Origin of the sequence: Streptomyces sp. NPDC127197, from assembly GCF_042672405.1 — a bacterium.
Lineage (GTDB): Bacteria > Actinomycetota > Actinomycetes > Streptomycetales > Streptomycetaceae > Streptomyces > Streptomyces flavusporus.
On sequence record NZ_JBHXVG010000053.1, the window covers coordinates 13,663 to 26,786 of the forward strand.

The following is a 13,124-nucleotide window of genomic DNA, read 5'->3' on the forward strand; positions in this document are numbered from 1 at the left end:
GCTCAGTTGCCCCCGTCTTCACCCTGCTGCGCCTGCCGGGCGCGTTCCTCCGGCGACGGGCCGAAGGTGTCGTCCAGCGCCCGGTTCCACTGGTCGTCGGAGATGCCGAGCGCGTCGTTGAGCATCTGCGCCTGCCGACCACCCTGCCCCTCGGTCAGGACCGTGCGGCCGGTGTCCTTCCAGGTCTGTGCCATCTCCTGACCGGCCCGGTCGAACGACTCCGCGCTCCAGTCCGGGTTCAGGTAGTCCGGCGTGAACACATCACCCCAGTCCTGCCGGGTGATCTCCTCCTCCGAGGCGTGCGGGTTGCCGCCCATCACGGAGTTCACGCCCACCTTCAGCGCGCCCTCGACGTACTGGTCGTGCTCCCACTGGGTGCCCGCCGCCAGTCCCAGACGGTTGGCGATCTCGCTGGCGTCGCTCACCAGGGCCCGTACGCCCCACTCCCAGCGCTCGCAGAAGTCCTCGAAGTCCACCGACAGACCGTGGTGCCCGGCCTCCATGCCCGTCATCGACAGCTCGGAGAAGCCCTTGCCCATCACCGAACCGGTCGCGCCGCCCAGGTCGCCCAGCCCGTCGATGGTGGCGCCCACACCTTGCGTGAACTTCGCCACCGACGCCTTGTCGAAATTCAGGTCCATGCCCTCACCGCCCACGGCCATCCCCCTTTTCGGGCACGTCGGTGTCGACGGCGACGCCGTCCGGAACGATCCCGGTGACCGGCGGGAAGAACATCGACCCGTCCTCGCTGGCGATGTCCACGGCGAGACCGGCGGGCTCGCCCAGGGAAGGCACGACCTCGTCCATGATGCGGGCGCCCAAGAGCGCCGCGTAGTCCATCGGCCGGTCACCCGGCCCGTGGCGCAGGGCGAACCGGGCCAGCGCCGTCTCGTCGGTGAAGCCGCAGATCCACCGCACCCCACCCGAACGGGCCGACCACAGGCCCCCATCAGGGGTTGGCACCAGCAGGATCGAGCGCCTCATCTCACCCACCAACGCCCGAGGGTCGCCGACCCCCGCCCTCCGCTCGGCAATCCGCTCGGCCAACGCCGTCCTGGGCTGCTCCACGGTCCCTCCCTCGTCCTCGGTCACTGATGGCACCGCAGAACAGACGCTCGGGAAGGTGTCGGTGGTTCTCCTGGGGGCTCACCAGGGCCCCGCATGTCGCCCTCAGTTTGAGACTGCCGTGGGCAGGGGCCGTCCTCACGGTGCAGGTTCGAGCGGTCGATGCCGCCGGGAGGTGGCGTTCGCGAACTCGTCATCGAGCCGGACCGCGGATCAACTCCTTCTCCAAGCACATGGAGTGCTGCCGAGCGGGTTCACTACGAGGAGGCTCGCCGTACCGATGGGCGGAGGAGAGCTTGGCGCACGTCCCGCCAGTCCGCGACGCGGCAGGTCCGAGCGCGGTGCAGCGCGAGATGCGCCGGAGCGCCAGACGCCGACCGACTTACGCCGTGCCGCCGGACGTCTGTGGCCCGACCGGCCCATAGCAGTCCGACCGGCCGAGTCAGTGGGGATCGCACGTGACGCTCCGGGTGCCCGGCGGCTCGTCCTATGGCTTCAAAAATCCACCTGACCTGCGGGTTCTCCCTCCTTCGTCGACCCTGACACGATTCCGATGACGCATCATGTGGAGTGCGTGGCGATTTTGGAGCCTGCTGCAAAGAGCATCTGACCTGCGGGTCTTCTGGATTGCCCGGGCGTGGCCGGGTGCGCTTGACCTGTTTTCCGAAGTCCACCGCGTGGAGCGTGTCGCAGCCTCCCGCCATGACGCTCGCTCGGTCGGCTGTCGAACTCAACTCGGACATCGCGCCGATGCCGAGGCCGAGCGAAGCTTCGAGGGGGGCCGAGCCGGCTTCCTGCGCACTCACCTGCGGTGTCCGAGCATCGTCACCCACCGTGCTCAGCACGTCCGGGCTGCGCCCTGGGCCGGCAAATTTTCTCACCCGCCGGTCACAGGCTTGACCTTGACACAGTGACAAGGTGTCTCCTGGGTGCAGGAGGTGGTTTCGATCAACCCGACAAAGGGAACCCCGCAGAACGCCCGCGTGGCCGATGCCCTGAGCGCCGAGGACTCATCGGTCCGGCTTCAGGCGGCTCTGGCGGTCGGCTCGAACCCTCACCCTGGTTTCCTGGAGACGCTCGTCGAGCGGTGCGCGGTCGAGCCGGACTTCTTCGTGCGGGACATGCTGTCCTGGGCGCTGACCCGCCTCTCGCCGGAGATCACCCTGCCCCGGATTCGCCAGGAACTCGCCTCTGAGCGCACTCAGGCCCGCAGTCAGGCATTGCACACACTCTCCAAAATCGGCGACAAGAGCGCGTGGGCCTGGATCACGCGCGACATGCTGCGCGATGCCGACGACGAGGTCGCCCGGACCGCGTGGCGCGTCGCGGTCGTCCTCGTGCCCGAGGACGAGAAGAAGGACATGGCCGACGAACTGGTCATGCAACTCGGCCGCGGTGACCGCAATGTGCAGCTGTGCCTGAGCCGGGCCCTCGTCGACCTCGGCGACGTGACCAAGCCCGCCCTGGAGAAGGCCGCGGCGAACCCTGATCCGGTGGTGGCCGCACACGCTCGTGCCACAGAGCTGCTTCGGCGGAACCCGGAGACCGGTTTCGACGCGGCCATCGATGAGGCGAAGCGAGTCGTCGCACTCGGCCCCGAACGAGCCGTTGCCTCCGCCGCGGAGACCGCGGAGTGCTGATCGGTGAAGTAGCCCGCCATTCGGGGGTGAGCCCCCGGATGCTACGGCACTACGACGCCCTTGGGCTGGTGCGACCGACCGGTCGCACCGTGGGCGGCTACCGCGAGTACTCCGCCGAGGACGTCCGCAGGATCTTCCACGTGGAGAGCCTGCGGTCCCTCGGGCTTTCGCTTAAACAGATCGGGCGCGCGCTGGAGGACCCGGCCTTCACGCCGTCCGCCCTGGTCAGCGACCTCATCCGGTGGGCGGAAGTCCGCTTGGAGCGAGAACAGGAACTGCTCGAGCGGCTCCGCGCGATCGATGCGTCGGCGCCCACCGGCTGGCAGGACGTCCTGCGCATCGTCGAGCTCATGCAGGGGCTCAACTCGACCAGCGCCGCGCGCAGGCAGCAGGCTGTCCTGGCCCGGCCGGAGGGCGGCTCGGTTCCCGCCGAGCTGCTGGCCGGGGCGGTCCTGGCCGAATCCGACCCCAACGTCGCGGGCGCCCTGCGCTGGGCGCTCGCCCGATCGGGCGGCGACGGCGTGGCGACTCTGGCCGCCGGCATGTACTCGGAGGACGTCGACATCCGGCGGCGCGCGGTGCTGGCGATCGCCGAGATGTCCGATGCCCCGGGGACGACCGCGGTGCTTGCGGATGCGCTGGGGGACTCGGACACGACGGTGCGCAGGCACGCCGCTCTGGTGTTGGGCAGGCGTGGCGTGACCGCGGCCGTGCCGACACTCGTCGGCATGGTGGTCGAGGGCTCCAACGACGTCGATGCGGCGGAGGTCCTGGGAACGCTGTCCCAGGACCCCGGGCGCGCGGACGGGATCATGACCGCACTGGTCGACGAACTCTCAGCGCCCACCGCGGACTCCGCGACGCGTATACGCCTGATCCAGGCCCTGGTCGAGCTGTCGGGGACCACCGCGCAGGAAGTCCTGTGCCAACTGGCCCACGACGACGACCGCGCTGTCGCCCTCGTTGCCTCGGCCTTCGTCGGAGTTCTCGACAAGCGGTCCCCCGAAGACCGAGGCGACGAGGTGTCCTGAAGGCGCGCGACCGAGGCGCCGCGGCACCCTGTCCCGACGGCATGTTGCCGCCGGGATCGGAAACGGCGACGACTTCCGCGCGGTCATCACCCACCCCGATAAGAGTGCCGGAGCGTCAAGAAGCTCCCCCTCAGCGCGGATGGCCGCATCCTGGCAGGAGAAGGCGACCAGGTGATCAAGTTGTGGGAGATGGACGCGAGCCGGAACGCCGAGCGAGTCGGGACCTCAGTGCCACCGGTTGTGGAGCCATCGGCCGTGGGCCGGCCATACTCGCTCACCGCTTCACACGCCCCCGGATCGCGAGCGCTGCGAGACCGAGCAGGATCGGCTCGGAGAACCGGGACGTCATCTCGATGTATCCACCGGTTGTGGTCAGGTCTTGGCCGCCGGAGCGGAACACCACCGAGTTGAGCGTGACGTTGAGCGACTTTTCGGAACGATTCATCGTGAACCGGTTGCCGGTGGAGTTCTTTGGGTCCTCCTTGTCGATCTCGAAGGAGACCTTGCCCCCGCCCGGCGGGACGACGCCCGTCGCCTCCACCTCGTCCCAGTTGTCGTACCGGTCGCGGGCGACCGGATCGAGGAGGACGTACCGGGCGAAGTTCCGCTCCCGGTACGGCAGCGCGTCGAAGTCGGTGATCAGGGCTCGGGCGAGCCGGTTGGAGCCGATCACGTCCTGGCGGTGGTTGGCGATGAAGGCCGGGGTCACCTCGCCGAGGAGAACGGCGGCCACAGCATGGTGGTGCCGTTCGAGCGCTGGCGGAACAACTTCGTCCAGACCGCCCCGGACGCGGTGCGCGACATGACGTACGGGCTGCTGCGCCCCATGCCGTTCGCCTGCCTGCGCGAGTCGCTGTCGGCCGCCGACGCCGCGACCCCCGGCCTGCCCATCACCTACCTGGTCAGCTCGCAGGACCTGACTCTGCCGCAGGGCGAGGAGTGGTGGGCGGAGAAGTACGCCGCCCGCCTCGGGGTCGAGCCGGTCGCCTTCGAGGCGTGCCACGCGGCGCATCTCACCGACCCGGTACTTGTCGCGGACCAGTTGCCGGCTGCCGCCAAGGCGTGAACGTCGCCCGCAACGGCTTCGTCCTGATCTGCTGTTCTGTCTCTGTTGAGGTGCGGCGATGTGCTCGTGCGCAGGAGGCATGCCAGCTGTGCGGAGCCTATGGCGGAGGCTGAACCGTCGCGCCGTTCGACCTGTTCACGCCCAGCTTGGTCCGGCTGCGCTCGTTGGCTTCGGCGAGGCGGGCGCGGAGCAGTTCGGCGGGGGTGAACGGCTGGATGCGGTGCGGGTCGGCGTCCCATTCCCGGCCGCCGGAGAGGGGGCGGAGCTGGAGGTACGGCCCCTCGTGGCCCATGACGATGCCGATGCGGTCGCGGGTGGGGTCGTAGACGGCGGTGCCGGGCGGGGGATGGGTGGACTCGGACTCGGGCGCTGGGGTGGTCATTCGGCGGCGCCCTTGGCGATGACGGTCGCGAGCGCGAGCGCGAGGGCGAGGGCGACGGGGGCGGCTGGAGGGGGATGAGGCGCCGCCGTTCCGGACCATCCTCTCGGAGGCCGCGTTGCTCACCCCGCTGCGGAACGCAGGCGAGTGGCGAGCGCAGTTGGAGCACCTGTTGGAGATGTCGGACCGCGACAACGTGACAGTTCATCTCCTGCCGAACAGCGCCGGACTGCACGCGTTGCTGGGCTTTGACGTGTGGTGCCTGCTTCTGCCGGACGGCCGGACCGTGGCCTACACCGAGAACGGCTACAGGGGCGAACTCATCGACGAAACCGCGCCGGTTGTGCGCCTCCAGAAGGCGTACGATTCAGTGCGCGACCTGGCACTGACCCCAGCCGAGTCGCGGAAGTACATCTTGCGCAAGTTGGAGGAAGTGCCGTGCGGATCGTCGACCTGAGCGCTGCTTCGTGGCGTAAGAGCAGCTACAGCAATCAGGACGGTGGCGCGTGCATTGAGGTCTCCGACGACTTCGACGCCGTCGTCCCCGTACGTGACAGCAAGCAGATGAACAGCCCTGTGATTGCGTTCGCGTCTGATGGATGGGCCGCGTTCGTGACGGCCCTGAAGAAGGGCGAACTCGGCGCCTGACTCGCCCCTGACCAGCGGGCTCACTGCTGCTCGGCCAGGTCCTTCTCCAGGGCGTGTGCCGTGGTGTCCAGGGCCGTCACCAGGGACTGGAGGGTGTGCGGGTCGTAGCGCACGCTGGGCATCGACACCGACAGGCCGGCCAGCGCGGTGCCGTCCCGGTCGCGCACCGGTACGCCGACGGCGACGAGACCGCGTTCGGAACGCTCCTTGTTGACGGCGAACCCGTTGCGGCGCAGACGCTTCAGCTCCGTCCGCAGCCGGGCGAGATCCGGGCGATCGGCCGGACGGTCGCGGTAACGCTCGGGGGCGTAGACCTCCTCCAGTTCGTCGTCGGTGAGGTCGGCGAGCAGGAGCAGCCCCGCCGTCGTGCGGTGGGCCGGGAACACCATGCCTTCGCGGGAGCCGACCCGCAGTGCCTGCCGGCATTCGACGCTGGCGATGAACCGGGCCGTGTCCCCGGTGCGCACGATCAGGTTCGTGGTCTCGTCCAGAAGATCGACGACCCGGTGCAGATGGGGCAGGGCCGCTGCGCGCAGGCGCGACACGAGGGACTGGGAGTGCGCGGCGAGTTCCAGCACCGGGCCCGCGCGGTAGACGCGGTCCTCGTCCTGCACGGCGAAGTCCCGGTAGACGAGCATCGCCAGGACCCGGTGGGCGGTCGACCTGGCGACGCCCAGCCGCTCGGCGATCTGCGACACGGTCGCGCCGCCCTCCATCTGCAGGATCGTCGCAGCCCGCAGCGCGTGGTCCACGCTGGCGATGGGGTAGGGCGGCGGTGTCTTGAGCGGTTTGTCCATGACGGCGATGCCCTCCTCTCTGGTTCTGCTCTCCAGAATCTATATGTTCTTCTGGCAGACGCGATGCACGCTGAGGTCTGTGACTCAGTCCTCCATCGCCCAAGACATCGCCACGGGTTCCCCGGTCCGGCTCCAGGCCGTCTCCGCGGAGAGGCAGCCCGAGGTCACCCCGGCGCTCGAAGAGCTGTACCGGGGCTTCGAGCAGGAGTTGCTCGTCCCGCTGTGGACCGAGATCGGCGATCTGATGCCGGCCCACCCGCGCTCGCGCGCCGTGCCGCACCTGTGGCGCTGGGAGCGGCTTCGGGAGCTGGCAGCCCAGGCCGGCGACCTGGTCCCCGTCGGCCGCGGCGGTGAGCGCCGGGCCATCGCGCTGGCCAACCCCTCCCTCGGCGGGCGGCCGTTCGCCACCCCGACGCTGTGGGCGGCGATCCAGTACCTCATGCCCGGCGAGGACGCCCCGGAGCACCGGCACACCCAGCACGCCTTCCGTTTCGTCGTCGAGGGCGAGGGTGTGTGGACGGTCGTCGGGCGCGACCGGGTGGCCATGCGGCGCGGCGACTTCCTCCCGCAGGCGGGCTGGAACTGGCACGCCCACCACAACGCCACCGCCGAGCCGATGGCCTGGATCGACGGTCTTGACATTCCCTTCCAGTACGCCACGGAGACGCAGTTCTTCGAGTTCGGGCGGGACGAGATCAGCGACGCTGAGCGGATCACCCCCGAGCGTTCGCGCGCCGAGCGGCTGTGGGGGTACCCCGGCCTGCGCCCGGTGTCCGCCGGCACCACCGGCCCCGGCTCGCCGCTGCTCGCCTACCGCTGGGAGCACACCGACCGCGCCCTGGCCGACCAGCTCGCTCTCGAGGCGGAGGGGTACGGCGGCACCGTGGAACCCGGTCACGCCGCCGTCCGGTTCACCGACCCGGCGACCGGCGCCGACGTGCTGCCGACCATCCGGGCCGAGATGCACCGGATCGTGCGCGGCACCGAGACCGCGCCGGTGCGCGAGACGGGCTCGTCCGTCTACCAGGTCTTCGACGGCTCCGGCACCGTCACCGTCGGCGAGACCACCTGGTCGGTCACCCGCGGCGACCTGTTCGTCGTCCCCTCCTGGCAGCCGTTCTCGATCCGCTCCGAGGCCGGCTCCACCGACTCCGACTCCGGTGCCCTGGACCTGTTCCGGTTCAGCGACTCGCCCGTCTTCGAAGCCCTGCGGCTCGACCGTACCCATGTGGAAGGAACCCCCCGATGAAGCTCGCGACCATCCGCCGCGACGGTGCCACCCGGGCTGTCAGGCTCGACGGTGAGGTCCTGGTCGACCTCGGTGTCCCCGACGTGGGCGCCCTGCTGCGCCAGGACGACTGGGCCGAGCGTGCCGCCGCGGCGTCCGGGCCGACGTACTCGGCGGCCGGCGCCGACTTCGCCCCCGTGGTGCCCGCCCCGTCGAAGGTGGTGTGCGTCGGCCTCAACTACCGCAACCACATCCAGGAGATGGGCCGGGACCTGCCCGAACACCCCACTCTGTTCGCCAAGTTCGCCGACGCCCTCATCGGTGCGGGCGACGACATCGTGCGCCCCGAGGAGACCGACCGCTTCGACTGGGAGGTCGAACTCGCCGTCGTCGTCGGCGCACCGGTGCGCCGGGCCCGGGGCGAGGAGGCCGAGCGGGCCATCGCGGGCTTCACCGTGCTGAACGACATCACCTGCCGGGACTGGCAGTTCCGCACCCGCGAGTGGCTGCAGGGCAAGGTGTGGGACTCCACCACCCCCGTCGGCCCGTACCTCGTCACCCCCGACGAGCTGCCGGGCGGGGTCCGCCCGTCGCTGGACGTGCGCCTGCTCGTCGACGGCGAGGTCATGCAGTCCGACTCCACCGGCGACCTGCTCTTCGACCCGGTCGACCTGGTCGAGTACGTCTCCACGATCGTCCGCCTGAACCCCGGTGACATCATCGCCACCGGCACCCCCGGCGGCGTCGGCCACGCCCGCAAACCCGAGCGCTACCTCCTCGGAGGCGAGACGGTCGTCACCGAGATCCAGGGCATCGGCCGCCTGGAGAACCGGGTCGTCAAGGAGCAGGCGTCCTGATGCGCCGGACCTTCGACGACGCCCGCCGCTGGGTCCGGCTCGGCACCGAGCTGATGCTCGAGGCCGCCGCCGGCCTCGACGACGACGGGTTCGCCGCGCCGAGTGCCCTGCCCGGCTGGAGCCGGGCCCACGTGGCGGCGCATGTCGCCGCCAACTCCGAGGCGCTGTCCAACCTGGTGCACTGGGCCGCCACCGGCGAACCCACACCGATGTACGCCTCGCCCGAGGAACGCGCCGCCGGCATCGAACGGGGCCGTGACCTGCCGGCCGCCGAGCTCACCGCGTGGCTGCGCGGCTCGGCGGACGCGCTGGAGACGGGGATGGCTGCGCTCGGCGAGGAGCAGTGGCGCGCGCAGGTCGTCACCGCGCAGGGCCGGACCGTGCCGGCCACCGAGGTGCCCTGGCTGCGCTCCCGCGAAGTGTGCGTGCACGCCGTCGACCTGGCGAACGGCGTGTCCTTCGCCGATCTGCCGGCCGACTTCCTCACCGCGCTGTGCGACGACGTCGTGGCCAAGCGCGCCGCGGCCCCCGGCCCGGCCATGGCCCTGCGGGCACCGGCCACCGGAGCCGCCTGGGACCTGCCGGGCGACGGCGAAGCCGCCCTGGTCACGGGCGAACTGCACGACATCGCGGCCTACCTGGCCGGACGGGACGCAGGCCCGCTCACCGCCGACGGCACGCCCGCCCCCACGCTGGGCGCCTGGCTCTGACCCCGGACCTGCCCGCGACCGAAAGAACAGATCATGAATCCTGAATCCAGCCCCGCCGGGCGGCCCGACGTCCTCGTGGTCGGCGGCGGCATCGGCGGCCTCAGTTCCGCCTACGCCCTGGCCCGCCAGGGACTGCGCGTGCGCGTCCTCGAACGGGCCAAGGAGTTCGGCGAGGTGGGCGCCGGCCTGCAGATCGCGCCCAACTGCACCCGCATCCTCGCCGAGTACGGCCTGCTCGAGGAGGCCAGGACTCTGGGCGTCGTCCCGGAGAACATGGTGATGCGTGACGCGCTCGACTCCCGGGAACTGACCCGGCTGGACCTGCGCGACCTCGAACGCCGCTACGGCTACCCGTACATGGTCATCCACCGCAGCGATCTGCACGGCATCTTCCTGCGGGCCTGCCGGCGGGCCGGCGTCGAGCTGCTGACCGACCGGACCGTCGTCGACTACGAGCACACGGACGGCGGCGCCCTGATCCGCCTCGAGGACGGCAGCACCGAGGAGGCGCCGCTGGTCGTCGCCGCCGACGGACTGCACTCCGTGGCCCGCCGCAAGCTGGTCGGCGACGACGTGGTCAGCTCCGACTACGTCGCCTACCGCGCGACCGTCCCGATCGAGCAGGTCCGGGACAACGGCATCGCGGAGAAGGACGTCACCGTCTACGTCGGCCCGCGCTGCCACTTCGTCCAGTACGCGTTGCGCGGCGGCGACATGTTCAACCAGGTCGCCGTGTTCGAGTCGCCCAAGGCCCTGGCCGGGCAAGACGACTGGGGCACGCCCGACGAGCTCGACGCGGCCTTCGAGCGGACCTGTGACACCGTCCGCAAGGGCATCCCGCTGATGTGGCGCGACCGCTGGTGGCAGATGCTCGACCGCGACCCGATCGAGACCTGGGTGCACGGCCGGATCGCCCTGCTCGGCGACGCCGCGCACCCACCGCTCCAGTACATGGCGCAGGGCGCGATCATGGCGATCGAGGACGGCTGGGTCCTCGCCCGGCACTACGCCCGGCTCGCCGAGGCCGCCCCGGCGGGCACCCGACCGGACTGGTACGCCGCGCTGACGGCGTACCAGGCGGTCCGGGTGGAGCACTGCCGCCGGGTGCAGACCACGGCCCGCGCCTGGGGCGAGCTGTGGCACCTCGACGGAGAGCCCCGGCACCGGCGCAACGCGATCATGCGGGCGCGGAACACCTACGACTACTCCTTCACCGACTGGGTGTACGGCCCGACCGCGCTGACGCCGGACGAGGAGCCGGAGATGTTCACCCCGATTCCGCTGTCCTCGGCGGTCGTCGAGGCCCCGGTCAGCTCTGCCGCTGGCTGATGTTGACCATCCAGGGGATGCCGAACCGGTCCGTGCACATGCCGAACTCGTCGCCCCACATCTGCTTCTCCATCGGCACGGACACCGAGCCGCCAGCCGACAGCTTCTCCCAGTAGCCGCGCAGCTCGGCGGCGTCGTCGCCACTGAGGGACACCGAGAAGTTGTTCCCCGGGGTGTGCTCGGTCCCGGGCGGGGCATCCGCGCCCATCAGGGTGAAGCCGCTCGGCGTCTCCAGCATCGCGTGCATGATCTTGTCGGAGTCCGGTGTGTCCGGCCGGCCGAAGTCGCCGTAGGTGTTGATGGCCAGGATGCCGCCGAACACCTCCTTGTAGAACTCCATGGCCTGGCGGGCGTCGCCGTCGAAGCTGAGATACGGGTTGAGGCGCGAAGCCATCGAAACCTCCCGGAAGGGCGGACAGTCACTGCTGCGCACCGTAGCGCCGGCCACTGACAACGGCCGTCAAAGCGCCCCCTCGGCGCAGTGCGGTGGCCGGGTACCGCCATGGCAGGCAGCATGTAACCCAGCCAGGCCATAACGGCATGAATCGGTCATATGTGCGGCCGGGAGAGGACTCCATTCCATGAGCGACGCGCAGCAGCGGAACCGACCGCACAAGCGCCCGCGGCACCGGGCCCCGAGGGCTCTCACCGCTTTCGCCGCCGCCGGTGCCTGTGCGGTCGCGCTCGCCGCCTGTGGCGGCGACGGCGACGATGACGGCGGTACCACGTTCACTCCGAGCCCGTCGCCGCCGGCCACCGAGTCGTTCACGGGCAGTCCGCCCGCGCCCCTCGCGTCGGCGGCCCAGTCCGCGATCGAGTCCGCGCGCGCCTCCGCATCGGCCGCGGCGTCGTCCGCCTACGCGCGGGCCTCGGAGTTCGAGGCGTCCGTGTCGGCGGAGATCGCGCGTGCCAACGCTGCGGCCGAGGCCGAGTTGAAGGACGTCAAGGGCCGGGGCAACGCGACGTCCGATGTCTCGCTCACCGGAAAGCCGCGATCCGAGACGGGTGGCCTGCTCGCCCTGGTCGTGAACATCACCAACAGGACCGACAGCACCGCCTCCTACGCGGTCCAGGTCGACTTCCGCGATCCCGACGGGAAAGTCGTCGAGACCCATTTCGTGGGCGCGGAGGACCTGGAACCGGGGGAGCGGACCCAGCCGCTCGTCATCAGCCGCAAGCCCCCCGAGCCGAAGCTGACCGCCGAGATCGCCAAGGCCCAGCGCTACTGAAGGTGCGGTCGGCCCGGTGGCTGATGGCCGCCCGACCGATGCTTGAGCCCCGCCCCGGACGATGAACGGACCCACCGCCGCGTACGGGCAGTACGGACCCCGAACGCGGCCGCCAACAGTCCGGAGACAGGGGTAGGGACAGCAGATGAGAATCGCAGTCACGGGGTCGATCGCCGAGGACCATCTCATGGTCTACCCGGGCAGGTTCACGGAACAGTTCATCGCCGAGAGCCTGGACAAGGTATCGCTCTCGTTCCTGGTCGACGAGTTGGAGATCCGGGCCGGGGGAGTGGCGGCGAACATCGCCTTCGGCCTGGGTTCGCTGGGCCTGCGTCCCCTGCTCGTGGGCGCCGTGGGGCCGGGCTTCGAGCAGTACCGGGCGCGGCTGGAGCGACACGGCGTCGACACCGGACCGGTCCGGGTGAGCGAAACCAGGCACACAGCACGGTTCGTCTGCACCACGGACCGGGACCACAACCAGATCGGGTCCTTCTACGCCGGCGCCATGAGCGAGGCTCGGCTCATCGATCTGCGGACGGTGCAGGAGCGAACGGGTGCCCTCGACCTGGTCGTCGTATCGCCCAATGACCCGGAAGCGATGGTGCGGCACACCCGTGAGTGCACCGAACTGGGCATCCCCTTCGTCGCCGACCCCTCGCAGCAGTTGGCGCGCATGGCGCGCGACGACGTCCGAGCGCTGCTGGCGGGACCCGAGTTCCTGTTCACCAACGAGTACGAGAGCGTGCTCATCCAGGAGCGAAGCGGCTGGACCGAGCAGCAGATCCTCGGCCGGGTAGGCGGCTGGGTGATCACGCGGGGTGCCGAAGGCGCCGTCGTCCAGCGAGCCGGGCACCGCCCGGTCGTCGTCAAGTCGGTGCCGCCGTCGGGCGCGACCGAGCCCACCGGCGCGGGGGACGCCTTCCGGGCCGGCTTCCTCGCGGCCGTCGCCTGGGGGCTCGGCCTGGAGAGCGCCGCGCGGCTGGGGAGTGCCCTGGCCACCACGGTTCTGGAGTCCACCGGTACGCAGCAGTACACGCTGTCCGGTCCGGATCTGCTGGGCCGGATCCGCGACACCTACGGCGTGTCCGCGGTGGACGGGCTCGCCGCTCATCTGGCGGTGCGGCGATGACAGCCGCAGCCCCGCG

Annotated in this window: 16 protein-coding genes and 1 pseudogene; 11 read left to right on the plus strand and 6 right to left on the minus strand. The window is 70.6% G+C overall.

The window, feature by feature from the left end:
* Positions 1-2 precede the first annotated feature (2 nt).
* Positions 3-656, minus strand: a complete 654-nt coding sequence (locus ACFVJQ_RS40720; RefSeq protein ID WP_385509464.1) for a hypothetical protein — start codon at positions 654-656, stop codon at positions 3-5.
* Positions 646-1,068, minus strand: coding sequence for a hypothetical protein (locus tag ACFVJQ_RS40725; RefSeq protein WP_385509465.1), 423 nt, complete (start codon positions 1,066-1,068; stop codon positions 646-648). Before ACFVJQ_RS40725 ends, ACFVJQ_RS40720 begins: the two co-directional genes overlap by 11 nt.
* A gap of 926 nt (positions 1,069-1,994) precedes the next feature.
* Between ACFVJQ_RS40725 and ACFVJQ_RS40730 the strand changes: the two genes are divergently transcribed.
* The gene (locus ACFVJQ_RS40730) at positions 1,995-2,705 is read left to right on the plus strand and encodes a HEAT repeat domain-containing protein (RefSeq protein WP_385509466.1); all 711 of its coding nucleotides are present in this window, start codon (positions 1,995-1,997) and stop codon (positions 2,703-2,705) included.
* Entirely contained in the window at positions 2,699-3,736 is a 1,038-nt protein-coding gene (locus ACFVJQ_RS40735; protein WP_385509467.1) for a MerR family transcriptional regulator, read from the plus strand. Before ACFVJQ_RS40730 ends, ACFVJQ_RS40735 begins: the two co-directional genes overlap by 7 nt.
* A gap of 274 nt (positions 3,737-4,010) precedes the next feature.
* On the opposite strand, the gene ACFVJQ_RS40740 is transcribed toward ACFVJQ_RS40735, so the two are convergent.
* Positions 4,011-4,469: a hypothetical protein gene (locus ACFVJQ_RS40740; protein ID WP_385790879.1), complete on the minus strand. Its 459-nt coding sequence runs from the start codon at positions 4,467-4,469 to the stop codon at positions 4,011-4,013.
* A gap of 3 nt (positions 4,470-4,472) precedes the next feature.
* Between ACFVJQ_RS40740 and ACFVJQ_RS40745 the strand changes: the two genes are divergently transcribed.
* On the plus strand, positions 4,473-4,802 hold the full coding sequence (locus tag ACFVJQ_RS40745) for a hypothetical protein (RefSeq protein ID WP_385509469.1): 330 nt from the start codon (positions 4,473-4,475) through the stop codon (positions 4,800-4,802).
* Between the two features lie 97 nt (positions 4,803-4,899).
* Here the strand turns inward: ACFVJQ_RS40745 and ACFVJQ_RS40750 are convergent, their stop codons facing one another.
* Positions 4,900-5,184, minus strand: coding sequence for a hypothetical protein (locus ACFVJQ_RS40750; RefSeq protein WP_385509470.1), 285 nt, complete (start codon positions 5,182-5,184; stop codon positions 4,900-4,902).
* 43 nt (positions 5,185-5,227) lie between these two features.
* Here ACFVJQ_RS40750 and ACFVJQ_RS40755 point away from each other — a divergent pair.
* Together ACFVJQ_RS40755 and ACFVJQ_RS40760 are read left to right on the plus strand one after the other, a co-directional pair.
* Positions 5,228-5,638: pseudogene (locus ACFVJQ_RS40755) on the plus strand (DUF5753 domain-containing protein); the annotation flags it as partial.
* A complete protein-coding gene (locus ACFVJQ_RS40760) occupies positions 5,620-5,829 on the plus strand; it encodes a DUF397 domain-containing protein (protein ID WP_385790880.1) in 210 nt (69 codons plus the stop codon). The pseudogene ACFVJQ_RS40755 and the gene ACFVJQ_RS40760, both read left to right, overlap by 19 nt.
* A 20-nt stretch (positions 5,830-5,849) precedes the next feature.
* Here the strand turns inward: ACFVJQ_RS40760 and ACFVJQ_RS40765 are convergent, their stop codons facing one another.
* Positions 5,850-6,626, minus strand: a complete 777-nt coding sequence (locus tag ACFVJQ_RS40765; protein ID WP_385790881.1) for an IclR family transcriptional regulator — start codon at positions 6,624-6,626, stop codon at positions 5,850-5,852.
* A 79-nt stretch (positions 6,627-6,705) separates the two neighbouring features.
* Between ACFVJQ_RS40765 and ACFVJQ_RS40770 the strand changes: the two genes are divergently transcribed.
* From ACFVJQ_RS40770 to ACFVJQ_RS40785, 4 genes are read left to right on the plus strand one after another with little or no spacing between them, the layout of a single operon-like run.
* Positions 6,706-7,875, plus strand: coding sequence for a cupin domain-containing protein (locus ACFVJQ_RS40770; protein ID WP_385790882.1), 1,170 nt, complete (start codon positions 6,706-6,708; stop codon positions 7,873-7,875).
* Positions 7,872-8,711 carry a fumarylacetoacetate hydrolase family protein gene (locus ACFVJQ_RS40775; protein ID WP_385790883.1) on the plus strand — a complete coding sequence of 280 codons (840 nt, stop codon included), beginning with the start codon at positions 7,872-7,874 and terminating at the stop codon, positions 8,709-8,711. Before ACFVJQ_RS40770 ends, ACFVJQ_RS40775 begins: the two co-directional genes overlap by 4 nt.
* A complete protein-coding gene (locus tag ACFVJQ_RS40780; protein ID WP_385509475.1) occupies positions 8,711-9,421 on the plus strand; it encodes a maleylpyruvate isomerase family mycothiol-dependent enzyme in 711 nt (236 codons plus the stop codon). Before ACFVJQ_RS40775 ends, ACFVJQ_RS40780 begins: the two co-directional genes overlap by 1 nt.
* 33 nt (positions 9,422-9,454) lie before the next feature.
* Positions 9,455-10,750, plus strand: a complete 1,296-nt coding sequence (locus tag ACFVJQ_RS40785) for an FAD-dependent oxidoreductase (RefSeq protein ID WP_385509476.1) — start codon at positions 9,455-9,457, stop codon at positions 10,748-10,750.
* Here ACFVJQ_RS40785 and ACFVJQ_RS40790 read toward each other — a convergent pair.
* A complete protein-coding gene (locus ACFVJQ_RS40790; RefSeq protein ID WP_385509477.1) occupies positions 10,731-11,144 on the minus strand; it encodes a VOC family protein in 414 nt (137 codons plus the stop codon). The genes ACFVJQ_RS40785 and ACFVJQ_RS40790 overlap by 20 nt on opposite strands.
* Positions 11,145-11,331: 187 nt before the next feature.
* Between ACFVJQ_RS40790 and ACFVJQ_RS40795 the strand changes: the two genes are divergently transcribed.
* Together ACFVJQ_RS40795 and ACFVJQ_RS40800 are read left to right on the plus strand one after the other, a co-directional pair.
* A complete protein-coding gene (locus ACFVJQ_RS40795; RefSeq protein WP_385509478.1) occupies positions 11,332-11,979 on the plus strand; it encodes a hypothetical protein in 648 nt (215 codons plus the stop codon).
* 145 nt (positions 11,980-12,124) lie between these two features.
* Entirely contained in the window at positions 12,125-13,108 is a 984-nt protein-coding gene (locus ACFVJQ_RS40800) for a carbohydrate kinase family protein (RefSeq protein ID WP_385790884.1), read from the plus strand.
* Positions 13,109-13,124 lie beyond the last annotated feature (16 nt).